Source organism: Paenibacillus sp. V4I3 (assembly GCF_030817215.1).
In the GTDB taxonomy this organism is placed as follows: Bacteria; Bacillota; Bacilli; order Paenibacillales; family NBRC-103111; genus Paenibacillus_E.
Map to the genome: position 1 here is coordinate 2,479,082 of NZ_JAUSZA010000001.1, position 14,899 is coordinate 2,493,980.

Sequence of the window (14,899 nt, forward strand, 5' to 3'; positions counted from 1 at the left end):
AGTTTTGCTGATGAGCCAAGAGGTGTAAAAACCGGTGAAACGCCAAAATAGCGCCCCCACGTTCCGCGTACCGGCCTCGCATCAGCATGATCACCGAAATAGCGGCTCCTTGTTCCTCTCGATCCTCAGATTAGCAGCTTATATGTCAGAAATTACTCCACAGTGTCACCATATACTTAGCGGAACATAGATACCGTTGTGTTCTGACTTCGTTCATACTAACGTTCAGGTGTTCAGAAACGGCTGTGTTTAATCGTATAAAATGACATAGCGTCTTAAATTTATACATACAGGAAATGACAACTTTTCGTTATGATACATACAGAGTCGTGAAACCGCTTGCACTTTGAAATGGAAAGAAGGGGTGTTAAATGAAAAAAACAATCAGTCTTACCCTGGCTGTCATGCTGACAGCTTCTGCTTTAACCGCATGTTCTACTGATGGTAAGGTAGCCGGAAATGCTTCACCACAGCCATCGGGTAACGTGAAGAAAGCACCAGTTAAGTTCTCGATGCTTTATCCAACGACAGTCAGTACGGGTTACCATACCCGAGTACCTGATTTGAACAAGGATAAATGGATATTGAAGCTTGAGGAGTTAACGAATACGGATTTGGACGTCAAGGTTGTGGAGGATGCCAAATTCGGCGTTATGTTCGCAAGTAACGATATTCCCGACGTTGTTGGCAGTATCGGCGGTCCTGGCAGTAAGTCGATGTCCGGTTCTGTAGAGAACGGTGTTTTCATGCCGTTGGACGAGCTTTTGAAGCAGAATGGACCGAATTTGTTAAAAGTGGTACCCAAAGCAGCTTGGGATAGTGTTTCGTATGAAGGGAAGATTTATGGTGTTCCTGAATTTTTGAGCAATCCATCCCGTCGTTCCACGTACATCCGTACGGATTTGCTGGAGAAGGCCGGGCTTCAAGCACCTAAAACCGTAGATGAATTTTTGAATGTGCTGCGGGCATTTAAGAAGATGGGTGTAGAGAATCCATATCAAATGAGGGAAAACTTCAAGTATGCGGATGTTATCTTAGGAGCTTTCGATGTTTTGCCTTATAAGGATCAATTTGAGCTGGTAAATGGTCAAGTTATCCCGAAATTTTTCGATGTAGAAAATGTTCAGAAGGCACTCACCACATATAAAATGATGTATGACGAAGGTTTGATTCCAAAGGAATTCGCAACCATCACTTCTACCGATTTTACGAAAAGCATTGAGTCGGGCAAAGCGGGAATCTGGTCGCAAAATGCTTCTGGATTACCAGGCTACCGTACGAAGGCCCAACAAGCTGTTCCAGGGGCAAAAATTGATATTATTCCCTCACCTAAAGGGCCGGAAGGAAAAGGCGGATATTTCTATTATGCACCTGTCATTCGTTCCTTCTTCGTTAATAAAAATGTGAAGCAAGAAACAGCTGCGGGAATTATTAAAATGTTTGATTGGATGGTTACTCCGGAAGCTGAAACTTTCTTTACCTTCGGAATTGAAGGCGATACTTACAACAAGGACAGCAGCGGCAAAATTACTTATAAATTCCCGACGACGAAGGAAGAAACAGATGAAGAAGGGTTCCGCAGCGGAACGATGTGGGCGGTACATGACTCCACTTACAATAAACCAAGACTGCTGCTGAACGAAGATGGAAAAGCGACCTTGAAAGCATTCGATGAGGTTCTATCGAAGGAAGGGTTGGCCGGCATCGGATTTTATCCTGATTTGAGCAGCTTCGCTAAGTTTCCGGATCTTGCAGCTCCCCAGCCTGACGTAGGTCCGAAAATCATTATCGATCACATGATCAAAATGATTTACGGCAAAGAACCAATCACCGATTGGCCGAAGGTGATCGAAGAGTATAAAGCCAAAGGCGGCAACGAAATTATTAAAGAAGCGACTGAGCGCTGGAACAAGAAACAAGGCGCGATTATGATCGATACGAAATAAGCTACCATTTGAAAGGGACATCCTTCACGCAGAGTATCCTGCGGTGGGATGTCTTTCCCTATGATAAATCGTAAAAAAATACATACTTATCTTAATTTTATCCTTACTGCTGGAGCGAATTAATTTCTATAATGAAGGCAACAAATCAATGGAGAGGTGAGTGTCTGAATGGAAAGTATCGCAGAACGTATGCTGCCCGCGCCTCGCGAAGGCGGATTTCGGATGGAAGGTTATTGGGTATGGTGCGGTTCGGTTATTCGGGGAGAGGATGAACGCTATCATATGTTTGCTTCTCGTTGGCCCAAATCGCTGCCCATACATCCTGGTTGGTTGGTTGCTTCAGAAATTGTGCGGGCGGTTTCGGATACCCCGGAGGGGCCTTATGCCTTTCAAGAGGTCGTTCTGCCGGCTAGAGGAGCCCAGTATTGGGACGGGGCGCAGCACGCATAATCCACATATCACCAAATTCGGAGATAAATATCTTCTTTACTATATGGGTTCTACGCACCCGCTGCCAGATGTGGTCCCCGGTGATGGATTTGGGTTGGAAGACCCCCGTTGCATCGTAGCACGTTCGAATAAACGAGTGGGTCTCGCTGTGTCGAGCAGTGTTTTCGGGCCTTGGGAAAGAAGCGATAACCCGATACTCCCTGTGCGCCCAAACCGGTTCGATAGCTATTTGACCTCCAATCCGGCACCTTGCTTACAGGAAGACGGTTCCGTGCTGCTTGTCTACAAAGCGTCAATATGAAGGTAATCTTCATGGGAAAATGACGATCGGGGCAGCCGCAGCAGATAGCTATCAAGGACCTTATCGCGTATTAACAGAGGAGCCTATTTTTCCGCCGGATCAATTTCATATCGAGGATCCTTTCATTTGGAAGACGACGGAAGGGTATGAGCTCTTGGCCAAGGATATGGAAGGAACTCTTTGTGGGGAAAGGCATGGAGGCATTCACGCTGTTTCTCCGGACGGGCTGAAATGGCAATTGTCTGAGACGCCAAAGGCTTATTCACGTACGGTTCTGTGGGATGATGGAACGGAGCAGACGATGGGCAATCTGGAACGGCCTTTTCTGTTATTTCATGACGGAAAACCGACGCACCTGTTCGCAGCAGTTGCCGATGGACCTAGGGGATTTCGCAACGCAGCGAATACTTGGAATATGGTTATTCCATTGAGGCCTTAGGGAGGTAGTTTAAATATGAAAGCTATACTGGTTGGTTTGGGTTCTGCTGGGTTCAGTTGGTATAAACGTTTAAGAGATAAAGGATTATTAGCAGCCGTTGTTGAGGTTGATATGGCTATGAAAGAGAAGATGAAGGATGATCCGTTCCCTTTCTACACGTCATTAGAAGAAGCTTTGCAAAACGAGCAGGCGGATTTTCTTGTTAATGTGACTTCGCCGATGATGCACACGGCTGTGAACCATGCGGCATTTGACCGTAAGCTGGCTGTTTTGTGTGAAAAACCGATTTCCTTTGATTATGAGGAATCCATTGAGGTCGTGGCTCGAGCTGCTCGAGAACACATCCCTTTTATGATCGCAGAAAATTACCGCAGGATGCCTTATATTCGTAAAATGAAACAGCTATTGGACGAGGGTGCAATCGGTACTCTTTCCTCGCTGGATATACAGTTCTACAGGTACCACCATGTGCAGCGGAGATATACCGTTAGTATCCTGGATGACATTGGTGTGCATCACTTGGATATGCTCCGTTATTTAACTGGAAGAGAAGGGAAATCGGTCCAGGCCAAGCTGTACAATCCAATTGGCGCTTGGGAAGAGGAAGGGGCTGTTATCAATGCTTATGCCTTCCTTGAAATGGACAATGGTATCACAGCTGCCTACAACGCATCCATCGCTGCAAGAGGGACAGAGACACCGTGGAGCGGCAATTGGAGAATTGAAGGAACGAAAGGGGCTATGGAAGTAATCGATAAGGAAATCCGCCTAATTCGGGACGGAGAAGTTTTGCTTGTCGATGATATTAGCGGAGTGGATGAAACGGATACACTGGCTGAATTTTTGGCGTCACTTCAGGAGGGGCGCGAAGCGGAAACGAGCGGCAGGGACTATTTGAAAACCCAAGCGCTTGTTCATTACACGAAGCTGGCAAGTGAATCCGGTCAGACGAAGGCCATTGAGGTTCCAACTCTATAGATGAATGGGGAAACTAGCATGGAAATAACGAATTGGCAACAATCGGCGCCTGGTGTATGGCGCCTTACGATCGGAGAACCGCAAGGAATTACACCGCTCTCATTGATGGGCGTTTCGCCGAAAGCCGAGGCTCTGCAGCAAATGCCACAGGTACAGCCGCCTTTTGCCTGGGAAAGTATTCAACTTGAGGAAGCAAGTGGCTGTCTCATTCTGTCTATTCCGCTTGATCGAACTGAAAAGCTATACGGGACAGGCCTTCAGTTATTAAGAATGAATCAACGGGGAAGAAACCGTTATTTACGTGTGAATAGCGATCCCAAGCAGGATACGGGTGAGACGCATGCTCCTGTGCCTTTTTACGTAAGTGATCTCGGGTATGGCGTATGGGTGGATACTTCACGGATCGTTACTCTGTACTGCGGGTCAACCTTGAGGCAAGAGGAAACGCAAAGCGAGGATATTCGTGATCGCAACACCGATAAGGGATGGAAGGCAACCCTAATCGCATCGCGGGTGGAGATTCGGATTCCCGTCGAAGGTGCAGACGTGTATTTAATTGGCGGACCAACCCTTTCGGATGTGGTGGCTAGATATAATTTATTCTGCGGTGGCGGCACACTGCCCCCGAAGTGGGGACTTGGCTTCTGGCACCGTGTTCCGACGCTGTATACAGATCAGCAAGTGCTTGAAGAAGCGGAGCAGTTCCGCCTGCACGATATTCCCTGTGATGTGATCGGGCTCGAACCTGGTTGGCACAGCCAAAGCTACCCAGTCAGTTACGAATGGGAGAAAAGCCGATTCCCTGAGCCCGATAAATTCGTGAAGGCTTTGGATCAAAGCGGCTTTCGGGTGAACCTATGGGAGCATCCCTTCGTTTCACCAAAGAGTGAGCTGTACGAGGAACTGAAGCCGCTTTCGGGGAGTCATTCGGTATGGGGCGGGCTTGCGCCGGACTATTCGCTGCCAGCAGCTGTGGAGCTTTATAAGAAGCAGCATGAAGAGCAGCATGTCAATATCGGAGTATCCGGTTACAAGCTGGATGAATGTGATGGCAGTGACTTGACCAACAATTCCTGGATGTTTCCAGGACATGCGCAGTTTCCATCCGGTCTGGACGGCGAGCAGATGAGACAAATGTACGGGTTGATGTTCCAAAAAATGACGGCTGAATTGTTTCGCAGCAAAAATCGGAGAACGTACGGACTTGTTAGGGCTTCGAATGCCGCAGCCTCCACGATGCCTTATGTCCTATATTCGGATCTTTATGATCATAAGCAATTTATTCGCGGTCTATGCAACGCTTCCTTCAGCGGGCTGCTCTGGACACCGGAGGTTCGCAGAGCCCGAAATGCCGAAGATTGGGTACGGCGAATGCAAACGGTATGTTTCTCGCCACTCGCGATGCTGAATGCATGGGGAGATGGAACCAAGCCTTGGTCTTTCCCGGAAGTGGAAGGAACTGTCCGCCATTATATCAAGCTGCGGATGAGATTGCTACCTTATTTGTATACGGCTTTCGCAACCTACCGTGAGCAAGGTATTCCTCCTTTCCGCGCAATGCCTTTCGTTATGTCAGCATCAGAAATCGCGGAAGCCGAGGCGATGTATACCGAAGCAGCTGAACAAACCTTGAATACGACAGATGCTGCTTACGGCAAGAAAAAAGTAAGAGAATGGGATGACCAATACATGTTCGGCGATGCATTGTTAGTAGCTCCACTGGTTGAAGGAGAGTCTGAGCGGGAGGTCCTGCTACCATCCGGAATCTGGTATGGATTAGAGACAGGGGAACGCTATACCGGTGGATGCATCATTCGCGTTCAAGCAGGCTTGGAGCGTATTCCGGTATTTGTTAGAAACGGGTCCGTCATTCCGATGATGCCTGCGCTAGCGCATGTCCCACCCCTAGGTACGCGTGTTCCGCTTGAAATCATTCATTTCGGTGATGGAATGGGTGAAGGAAATCTGTACGATGATGACGGAGAATCGTTCGATTATGAACAAGGTAAGTTCGGCTGGTGGAAGGCGGTAGTCACGCAAAATGCAGCTGGCGTCTACTCCGGGGAACTCATAGGGATTGACGGGGAACCGACATCCTTCAGTTCCGTCACGTGGCGTTTCGCACACAAGGGATTCCTTCCGTTGTAGAACCAATTTCCGTGAGTTATCATAATTGGATAGCGATTCTGAGAAACATAAGGGAGGTCTGGACATGCATGTACTGATTGTAGACGATGAACCTGTCATTCGCAGAGGAATGGTAAAGATGGCGGAAATGTACGCACCTGCTTTCTCGAAAATACAGACGGCTGAGAACGGCGTGGCTGCTTTAGAGCGGATTCGCGCCTGCGAACCTGATCTTGTGTTGACGGATGTTCGCATGCCCAAAATGGACGGATTGGAGCTCTGCAGAATCATTCAAGAGGAATTTCCTCAAATTAAGACCGTTGTAATATCCGGTTATAGTGACTTTGAATATGCCCAAAAAGGCATGAATTATGGTGTTCGACACTATATGCTGAAACCGGTTACCAAATCGGATGTGCATGGCATGTTGGATCAATTGATCAAAAAGCCATCACGCGGCTATATGCCGCCTTCCCGTTATATCGAGTGGATCGATCAAATGGAACAGCAAATTTGGGCTTTGCAAATGGAGGAACTAAGCAGCTTAATCAGCCGCTGGCGTGAATATTGCCTATCTGCCAATTTATCGTTGGCCCAGCTTAAGGAGCTATTGGATGATTGTAATGCGCTTCTTGTCAAGCGCTTTCAAGGCCGCAATTATTCCCCTTCCCCCGTGCAAGCTCACTTGCAGGCGGATAGTGTGAAGGAAGCCCTTGAAGCGTTTGAGAAGGGTTTGTTTCAAATGGCGAAAGGACTTCAAGACGTTCGAAGCGGCAGCTTCAAAGATCCAATGGAAGAGGCCAAAGGCTTTATCGACAGCAGGTTGTCAGAGGACATTTCGCTGGATCAAGTCGCTGCGATGGTCGGATTGACACCTACCTATTTCAGCTCGCTTTTTAAAAAAGTAACGCATGAGACCTTTGTTCAGTACCGGATCAAAAAAAGGATGGCGAAGGCGAAGGAAATGCTGGCTGTCCCTTATGTCCGAATCGTGGATGTAGCCTCCGATGTCGGGTATGACGATTACCCCCATTTTACGAAAACCTTCAAAAAAATTGTTGGCGTTTCACCTTCTGAATATCGCGCAGGGCTCGGGATCAAATGAAAATTAGAGGTTTAACTAAAAAGCTATTCGTCTATTTTCTGATTGTCATTATTCTTTCTCTTAGCAGTGTCGGAATTTTCTCTTATATGACTTCTTCCGATGAGTTAGCGGAAATGGTTGAGAACCAAATGAATCAAATCGTCGGAAACGCGGTTCATCATACGGATTTATATTTGAAAGACTATGAGCGCTCCATTGTCTCTATTTTGACGAACAGACAGGTTATGGAGTTTATTGATCTGAAGGCCAATCGGGAGGAATATGACTTTTTTACCTATCGGAAAATGATTCTCGAAACGAGTGTTGATCCGTTATTTATTCGCAACCCTAAATTAGCTTCTGTTTATTTGCTCAGCGATAAGCTGAATGCGGTCTATTACTATAATGGTGTGAACGAGCAATCCTTCAATGCGGAGGATAAACGGAAGCAGCGGGAATATTTTCGCGCTAATACAACGGCTGACGGAAAATTAAGTATTTTAAACCACACCATTATTGAAGGTCAAGAGAATCAAATGCTCACGCTAGTCCGTCGAATTCGAGGCTTCACCTCGCCTGAATTGAATGGCTTGCTTGCTATTGAGATGAGATCCGCTGATTTGTCTGCTCTATGGAAAGGGATTGATTTAGGTAAATACGGGTACCTGTTTATCATGGATGAAAAAGGTCGTTATATCTATCATCCAGATGGAAAAAAAGTCGGTTCAGATGTTCCGAAAGCGTTCGTGGAGAAGCTGAAAGAGGCTGGGACTTCTTCCTTCATCGACAGCAGTGAGGGGGATCAGCGCATGTATCTAAGCCGCAAATCCGATTATTCGGGTTGGCAGCTTGTTGTCTCCATGCCGCTTCACGAACTGCGTAAACCGGTGGCTAACATCCGTTCGACAACGCTTGTAGTCGGGTTATTTACACTGGTATTAGCGATCTTACTTGCTTATAGATTCGGTAAGTCGATTACCAAGCCGATTCAAGTACTTAAATCAGGGATGCGAGAGACAGAAAAAGGAAATTGGGCGACCATTCCGCTCCCCTCTCACAGGGACGAAATTGTCGAACTCATGGTACGTTATAACCTGATGGTCAATCGGCTATCTGAAGCGGTTGATCGTGTGGTTCAGGTCGAATTAAGCAATTCAGAAATTCGGATGGAGCGGCAGAAGGCTGAGTTTCAATCTCTTCAGCTGCAAATCAATCCTCATTTTATGTATAACACACTGGAGACGATTATCTGCTATGCCACGATCCAGGATTCAGAGGAGATATCCGAAATCGTTAAGGCGCTGGCTTATATGCTGCGATACTCGGTCCAAACCAATCTGGAGGAAATTACGGTTGCGAACGAGTTGAAGCACGTTCTGTATTATCTGGTCGTACTGAGGCATAGAATTGGCCGGGAGTTCGAGATTGATGTTGCGATTAAGCCCGAATATTTGCTTCATGTCATGGTTCGGCTGACCCTTCAGCCTCTGGTCGAAAATGTGTTCCAGCATGCATTTCCGGAAGGATTGGAAGATTATCATTTCATCCGAATCGACGGGAGGGGTAGAGGACGGAATCTTCTGGATCAGTGTAGTGGATAATGGTTCAGGGATGTCGGAGACACAACTTACGCAGCTCCAAGAGAAGTTGAGCACAAACAGACTGGCAGATGCTGAAATAGATGAAGCGGGTAAAAAAGGCGGTATTGGCGTGCTGAACGTCCATCGCCGAATTCAAATGGTTTATGGGGAGAATTATGGACTAAGGATTGAAAGTGTGGCTGAGCAGGGAACTAAAGTGATCATGGTGATGCCAGCATCGCCTAAACGTTATGAAAAACTAAATCCTGTATAGGGGGCATAAACTTGAACAATCGTGAGAAACTGTGGTACCTTCAGCCTGCTAAGATATGGGTAGAAGCGCTTCCGATCGGTAACGGTCGACTAGGTGGGATGATTTTCGGTCATGCCCAAGAGGAAAGGATTCAGTTAAATGAAGATTCTATCTGGTACGGAGGTTCCAAAGATGGAATCAACCCCGATGGTTCTCGATATTTAGAAGAAATCCGGGAGCTGCTTTTTGCCGGAAACGTTACGGAGACCACGCGATTAACGCGAATGGCGCTCTTTTCCACACCTAAATATTACAACCCTTATCAGCCTTTGGGAGACCTAAGGCTTTATTTTCATGACCAGAAAGGCGAAGTTGAAGCGTATCGGCGAGAATTGGATTTGAAGCAAGCCATCGCTCGTACAACCTATAGGATTAACGGAGTTACCTACCGTCGTACGATGTTTGCCAGCTGCCTTGATCAAGTGATGATGATTCGATTGGAGTGCGATCAGCCAGGCAAGCTTAATTTCTCTGCGAATCTGAATCGCAGACCATTTGAGGGGGAAACCGGCGCATTGTCGGAGGATAGTATTTGGATGGGCGGAGAATGCGGGAAGCATGGTGTTGAATATGCCTGTGTGTTGAAAGCGAAATCCCAAGATGGTCATGTGTCCGTGATTGGCGACTTCCTGTCTGTGGAAGGGGCTAGCTCTGTGACATTAGTACTTGCTGCAGCCAGCACATTTCGAGAGGCTGATCCATTAGCAGCATGCAAGCTTCAAATTGATGGCGCCGATCGGTTCAACGCTGACGAAATAGAACGCCGCCATATTCAAGATTATCAGGAATTGTACAATCGGGTGAGTTTACGTTTGACGGTAAACGATCCGTTCAATGATTTGCCAACGGAAGAGCGGTTGAAGTTTCTACAAGAGGGTCATTCGAGTATGGATAGCGGTTTGGCGGAGCTTTACTTTCATTACGGCCGTTATTTGTTGATCGCCAGCTCCCGACCGGGATGTCTGCCTGCGAATCTTCAAGGTATTTGGAATGACAGCTTTACGCCTCCGTGGGAGTCTAAATATACGATTAATATCAATACACAAATGAATTATTGGCCGGCTGAGGTTTGCGGATTATCGGAATGCCATGAACCGCTGTTCGACCATATCGAACGGATGCAGGTCAGCGGTCGGCAAACGGCGCGCGAGCTGTATGGCTGCTCGGGCTTTGTCGCTCATCACAACACGAACATATGGGGAGAGACACGGCCTGAAGGGTTGTTTCCGACATGTGTGATTTGGCCGATGGGTGCTGCATGGCTAAGCTTGCATGTATGGGAGCATTTTGTGTTTACTGAAGATATGGATTTTTTACAGCATAGAGCCTACCCGATCTTGAAGGATGCTGTGGCATTTTTCGTTGATTATTTGGTGGAATCGCCAGATGGACAGCTTGTGACGGGACCCTCAGTGTCCCCAGAAAACGTGTATGTATTGGCGGATGGAACCAGAGGGGCATTGACCATGGGGCCTTCTATGGATACGCAGATAATCCGTGAGTTGTTCGCGGCATGTAAACGGAGCAGCCTCCTGCTGCAGGTCGATAGTGAGCTTCGTGAGCGGCTCTCCGCGCTGCTGGAGCGGCTGCCTCAGCCACAGATTGGCAAACACGGACAAATCATGGAGTGGTTGAACGACTATGAGGAGGATGATCCAGGTCATCGGCATATTTCACAGTTGTTTGCATTGCATCCGGGAACCCAAATCAACCCGCATCGCACACCGGAATTAGCCAAGGCAGCTGCAGCCACACTGCAGCGCAGGTTGGAAAACGGAGGAGGGCATACGGGTTGGAGCAGTGCGTGGATCGTCAATATGTTTGCAAGACTCGAAGATGGCGAACAATCGTATGCGCATTTGAGTCACATGCTGCGCAAATCAACGTATCCCAATCTCTTTGATGCGCATCCTCCTTTTCAAATTGACGGGAATTTCGGTGCTACGGCTGGTATTGTTGAGATGCTGCTGCAATCCCATGCCGATGAGCTGAACTTACTTCCTGCGTTGCCGTCGGCGTGGTCAGAGGGAGAAGTGAGAGGACTTAGGGGGCGCGGCGGATACGTCGTCGACTTGAAGTGGATCGATGGGAAACTCTCGGAAGCGATCATAAGCGCAGCGAAGGATGGCTTATGCAGAGTCCGTACACGTCATGCGGTTCTGGTCCGCTGCGGGGGAGAAGACATCGCGCTAAGTGAGGATCAATCGGTTGTAGAGTTTCGTGTTGAAGCGGGTAAAACTTATGAGCTATATAGAAAATAATCATTGAGACTTGTAGGGACGGGCATCTAATTCCAGTTATTGTCATTCATTGGATGATTGGATTCGCAACTGCTAATCCATTACGTTAACAAAAATAGTAAAGCGAGAAATCCGTTTCAGTTAAAAAATTTCGGGCAAGTTATCCTCCATGAGTGCATAGGATTGTAGTACACAATTCACCATCACGAGCTGACCTAGATAAGAAAGGCAGCAGTGAAAGGAGGTACCCATGGACATATTCAAAAGAATTTCGGAGCATCGTACGGAGAAGGATTCATTGAGCTGGACCGGTACGTTCGCGGAGTACATAGAATTGCTTCGCAAAAATCCTGGACTCGCGAGAACAGCGCATTCAAGGGTCTATGATATGATTGCTTCGCAAGGAATCAATGACCAAGTCGGGCACAAATCCTACAAATTCTTCAACAAAGAGATTTTCGGCCTGGATCGAGCCATTGAGAAGCTGGTGGAAGAATATTTCCATTCCGCTGCCCGTCGATTGGATGTTCGTAAGCGGATATTACTGCTGATGGGTCCTGTAAGCGGTGGTAAATCAACCATTGTGACCATGCTTAAAAGAGGGCTGGAGCAATTTGCTAGAACTGACTTAGGGGCTGTCTATGCGATTAAAGGGTGTCCGATGCACGAGGAACCACTTCATTTGATCCCTATGGAGCTGCGTCCTGAGATCGAGCGAGAGCTGGGAGTAAAGATTGAAGGCAGTTTATGTCCTTCTTGCCAAATGCGTTTAAAGACAGAGTACAACGGCTGTATTGAAGATGTTCATGTTGAGCGTGTGTTCGTTTCAGAAGAAGCGCGTGTAGGTATCGGTACATTCAGTCCATCAGATCCGAAATCACAGGATATTGCCGATTTGACGGGAAGTATAGACTTCTCTACCATCACGGAGTTTGGTTCCGAATCCGATCCGCGTGCCTATCGGTTCGATGGGGAGCTGAATAAGGCAAATCGGGGTATCATGGAGTTCCAGGAAATGTTGAAATGCGACGAGAAATTCCTTTGGAACTTACTATCTCTCACACAAGAGGGTAACTTTAAGGCAGGCCGGTTCGCCCTCATTAGTGCCGATGAGCTGATCATTGCACATACGAATGAAACCGAGTATAAATCTTTTATTGCGAATAAGAAAAATGAGGCTTTGCAATCGCGTATGATTGTTATGCCAATTCCGTATAACCTTCGGGTTTCGGATGAAGAAAAAATTTACTACAAGCTCATCGGACAGAGTGATATGTCTCACATCCATATCGCTCCGCACGCGCTCAGGGTTGCTGCGATTTTCTCCATTCTTACCCGCTTGAAGGAAACGAAGAAGCAAGGGATGGATTTAGTCAAGAAAATGCGCATGTATGATGGTGAAGTTGTGGAAGGTTACAAAGATGCGGACCTCAAAGAAATGCAAAATGAATATCAAGAAGAAGGTATGAGCGGCATCGATCCGCGTTATGTCATTAACCGAATTTCAAGTGCATTGATTAGGCAAGATCTTCAGTGCATTAACGCGCTAGATGTCCTGCGTGCCCTGAAAGATGGTTTGGATCAGCATCCGTCGATTACGAAGGATGAGCGTGAACGGTTCCTCAATTTCATTTCCGTGGCGCGCAAGGAATATGACGATATTGCCAAGAAAGAAGTGCAGAAAGCGTTCGTTTACTCCTTCGAAGAATCAGCCAGAACCATTTTCGATAACTATCTCGATAATATTGAGGCTTATTGTAATTGGGGGAAAATCAAGGATCCGCTTACCGGTGAAGAAATGGATCCGGATGAGCGCCTGATGCGCTCGATTGAAGAGCAAATCGGCATTTCTGAAAATGCTAAGAAAGCATTCCGAGAAGAAATACTTATCCGCATTTCATCCTATTCCCGTAAAGGTCGGAGATTTGATTACAGCAGTCACGAGCGGCTGCGTGAAGCGATTGAGAAGAAGCTCTTCGCCGATCTGAAAGATATCGTGAAAATAACGACTTCCACGAAGACACCGGATGAGAAGCAGTTGAAGAAAATTAATGATGTGACAAAGCAATTGATTGATGAGCACGGATATTGCCCTGTATGTGCCAATGAGCTGCTGCGTTATGTAGGGAGCTTGCTGAACAGATAAAACTTCATATTGGTAGTAAAACGGACTTGAGGCGGTGACGATCCCTCAGGTCCTTTTTCATTTGTAATAGACACCCTCTTCTGTCTATCACCGAATCTAGCAATCTCTCATATACTATAAGATCTTACGATAAGGGAGGTGCAAGAGATTATGATAGGCAACTCAATGAAAAAGACAGGTGCACTTCTTTTACTAGTAGTGAGTTTTTTAGCTTTCGTGATGACTTGGGAGGTGGGGTTACTATCTCCTTTGGGGGGAATATGTATAGCGGGATTTAGCTTCGGCGGAGCCATTCTGATGTGGCTGGATGTCCATGAATCGAGGCAAGGTGCTGGCAAGAAAGATGCAAAACGAGCAAAAGCCGATCTCTGATCAAAAAGAGGACAATTCCCCCCAGAAAAAATTCAGCGAGCCCGGAAGATGGTCAGACGTCTTTGGATTCGGTAAAATGTTGGACAAACTACCACTTCATAAGCTTTCAGCTCGCATGGCCTACTGTATGTTTTTTGATATAGTACTGCTCTTATTTGTTCTTGTTCTCCGTGCTTCGGGTACTAAGGTGAATGATTTTCCGAACGCATGGGATATTCGGTTTATTGTGATCACGACAATTGTTGTTTTTTTCGTCGGACTCTGCGATATCTGGAATGATCGGAAGTAATAAGAATGTTACAAAGCATAAGAAAGTAACCGCCCATTTTTTGGAGAAGTGGTCACCAACTAGGCAATTGCACACATACAGTATTGTAGGCAATTAACTATACAAGAATGTGAGTGATCTAGAAGATGACGAAACCAGAAGAACAAGAATTTCGTCCACCAGTAGGTGGGCCTCATGGAGGCGGTCCTGGCCATGGTGGGCCCGGACATGGCGGACCTGGTCATGGTGGCCATGGTTATGGCGGCCACGGTTACGGTGGACACGGCCATGGTTATCATCCGCACTATGGATATGGCGGACTGACCAATTTGCTGCCCTGGGTAGTGGCCCCATACTTATATGCGAATCAGCCTTACTATCCATATCCATATCCATACCCACCGACACCTTATCCCTACCCCTACTACCCGCCTTATCAACCCGGTTATCCAGGGATATAAAAAGAAATAGTTTTGCTTGCACTTAAACAAAGCAGAGAAACTTTCTTGTCCAGAGAGTTTCTCTTTATTTTGCTATTTTCTGCTAAAAATGGGCACTTAGTGCTACAAATCTTTATCAAATCTTAATAATCATATAGGCATTGTATAATTTTCATGCTACAATTCTATATATACAGCGTTTACATTTGTTACCC

Annotated in this window: 14 protein-coding genes; all 14 read left to right on the forward strand. The window is 46.7% G+C overall.

Features of this window, described 5'->3' with window-relative positions; all coding sequences use genetic code 11:
- The first annotated feature begins 371 nt into the window (after positions 1 to 371).
- Positions 372 to 1,946: a type 2 periplasmic-binding domain-containing protein gene (locus QFZ77_RS11475; protein ID WP_307439524.1), complete on the forward strand. Its 1,575-nt coding sequence runs from the start codon at positions 372 to 374 to the stop codon at positions 1,944 to 1,946.
- Positions 1,947 to 2,114: 168 nt separating this feature from the next.
- Positions 2,115 to 2,396: a glycoside hydrolase family protein gene (locus tag QFZ77_RS11480; protein WP_307439526.1), complete on the forward strand. Its 282-nt coding sequence runs from the start codon at positions 2,115 to 2,117 to the stop codon at positions 2,394 to 2,396.
- Positions 2,329 to 2,697: a glycoside hydrolase family protein gene (locus QFZ77_RS11485; protein ID WP_307439527.1), complete on the forward strand. Its 369-nt coding sequence runs from the start codon at positions 2,329 to 2,331 to the stop codon at positions 2,695 to 2,697. The genes QFZ77_RS11480 and QFZ77_RS11485 overlap by 68 nt, the downstream gene beginning before the upstream one ends.
- On the forward strand, positions 2,675 to 3,136 hold the full coding sequence (locus QFZ77_RS11490) for a glycoside hydrolase family protein (protein ID WP_307439529.1): 462 nt from the start codon (positions 2,675 to 2,677) through the stop codon (positions 3,134 to 3,136). Before QFZ77_RS11485 ends, QFZ77_RS11490 begins: the two co-directional genes overlap by 23 nt.
- A 15-nt stretch (positions 3,137 to 3,151) precedes the next feature.
- Positions 3,152 to 4,114 (forward strand): Gfo/Idh/MocA family protein, encoded by a 963-nt coding sequence (locus QFZ77_RS11495; protein ID WP_307439530.1) that lies wholly within the window; start codon positions 3,152 to 3,154, stop codon positions 4,112 to 4,114.
- Positions 4,115 to 4,132: 18 nt separating this feature from the next.
- Positions 4,133 to 6,262: a TIM-barrel domain-containing protein gene (locus QFZ77_RS11500; protein WP_307439532.1), complete on the forward strand. Its 2,130-nt coding sequence runs from the start codon at positions 4,133 to 4,135 to the stop codon at positions 6,260 to 6,262.
- Positions 6,263 to 6,326: 64 nt separating this feature from the next.
- Complete coding sequence (locus QFZ77_RS11505) at positions 6,327 to 7,346, forward strand: response regulator transcription factor (protein ID WP_307439534.1); 1,020 nt, start codon at positions 6,327 to 6,329, stop codon at positions 7,344 to 7,346.
- Positions 7,343 to 8,926, forward strand: a complete 1,584-nt coding sequence (locus QFZ77_RS11510; protein ID WP_307439536.1) for a cache domain-containing sensor histidine kinase — start codon at positions 7,343 to 7,345, stop codon at positions 8,924 to 8,926. The genes QFZ77_RS11505 and QFZ77_RS11510 overlap by 4 nt, the downstream gene beginning before the upstream one ends.
- A complete protein-coding gene (locus QFZ77_RS11515; RefSeq protein ID WP_307439537.1) occupies positions 8,835 to 9,179 on the forward strand; it encodes a sensor histidine kinase in 345 nt (114 codons plus the stop codon). Before QFZ77_RS11510 ends, QFZ77_RS11515 begins: the two co-directional genes overlap by 92 nt.
- Positions 9,180 to 9,190: 11 nt before the next feature.
- Positions 9,191 to 11,479 (forward strand): glycoside hydrolase family 95 protein, encoded by a 2,289-nt coding sequence (locus QFZ77_RS11520; protein ID WP_307439538.1) that lies wholly within the window; start codon positions 9,191 to 9,193, stop codon positions 11,477 to 11,479.
- Positions 11,480 to 11,708: 229 nt separating this feature from the next.
- Positions 11,709 to 13,604: a PrkA family serine protein kinase gene (locus QFZ77_RS11525; RefSeq protein ID WP_307439539.1), complete on the forward strand. Its 1,896-nt coding sequence runs from the start codon at positions 11,709 to 11,711 to the stop codon at positions 13,602 to 13,604.
- 150 nt (positions 13,605 to 13,754) lie between these two features.
- Positions 13,755 to 13,976 carry a hypothetical protein gene (locus QFZ77_RS11530; protein WP_307439542.1) on the forward strand — a complete coding sequence of 74 codons (222 nt, stop codon included), beginning with the start codon at positions 13,755 to 13,757 and terminating at the stop codon, positions 13,974 to 13,976.
- On the forward strand, positions 13,948 to 14,265 hold the full coding sequence (locus QFZ77_RS11535) for a hypothetical protein (RefSeq protein WP_307439543.1): 318 nt from the start codon (positions 13,948 to 13,950) through the stop codon (positions 14,263 to 14,265). The genes QFZ77_RS11530 and QFZ77_RS11535 overlap by 29 nt, the downstream gene beginning before the upstream one ends.
- Before the next feature lie 125 nt (positions 14,266 to 14,390).
- Positions 14,391 to 14,705 carry a hypothetical protein gene (locus QFZ77_RS11540; protein WP_307439544.1) on the forward strand — a complete coding sequence of 105 codons (315 nt, stop codon included), beginning with the start codon at positions 14,391 to 14,393 and terminating at the stop codon, positions 14,703 to 14,705.
- Positions 14,706 to 14,899: the final 194 nt, after the last annotated feature.

What these genes read in the sequence shown, in the direction of transcription:
- QFZ77_RS11475 (WP_307439524.1), top strand. Translation starts at nt 372, where the DNA reads ATGAAAAAAACAATCAGTCTTACCCTGGCTGTCATGCTGACAGCTTCT.
- QFZ77_RS11480 (WP_307439526.1), top strand. Translation starts at nt 2,115, where the DNA reads ATGGAAAGTATCGCAGAACGTATGCTGCCCGCGCCTCGCGAAGGCGGA.
- QFZ77_RS11485 (WP_307439527.1), top strand. Translation starts at nt 2,329, where the DNA reads ATGCCTTTCAAGAGGTCGTTCTGCCGGCTAGAGGAGCCCAGTATTGGG.
- QFZ77_RS11495 (WP_307439530.1), top strand. Translation starts at nt 3,152, where the DNA reads ATGAAAGCTATACTGGTTGGTTTGGGTTCTGCTGGGTTCAGTTGGTAT.
- QFZ77_RS11500 (WP_307439532.1), top strand. Translation starts at nt 4,133, where the DNA reads ATGGAAATAACGAATTGGCAACAATCGGCGCCTGGTGTATGGCGCCTT.
- QFZ77_RS11505 (WP_307439534.1), top strand. Translation starts at nt 6,327, where the DNA reads ATGCATGTACTGATTGTAGACGATGAACCTGTCATTCGCAGAGGAATG.
- QFZ77_RS11510 (WP_307439536.1), top strand. Translation starts at nt 7,343, where the DNA reads ATGAAAATTAGAGGTTTAACTAAAAAGCTATTCGTCTATTTTCTGATT.
- QFZ77_RS11515 (WP_307439537.1), top strand. Translation starts at nt 8,835, where the DNA reads ATGCATTTCCGGAAGGATTGGAAGATTATCATTTCATCCGAATCGACG.
- QFZ77_RS11525 (WP_307439539.1), top strand. Translation starts at nt 11,709, where the DNA reads ATGGACATATTCAAAAGAATTTCGGAGCATCGTACGGAGAAGGATTCA.
- QFZ77_RS11530 (WP_307439542.1), top strand. Translation starts at nt 13,755, where the DNA reads ATGATAGGCAACTCAATGAAAAAGACAGGTGCACTTCTTTTACTAGTA.
- QFZ77_RS11535 (WP_307439543.1), top strand. Translation starts at nt 13,948, where the DNA reads ATGCAAAACGAGCAAAAGCCGATCTCTGATCAAAAAGAGGACAATTCC.
- QFZ77_RS11540 (WP_307439544.1), top strand. Translation starts at nt 14,391, where the DNA reads ATGACGAAACCAGAAGAACAAGAATTTCGTCCACCAGTAGGTGGGCCT.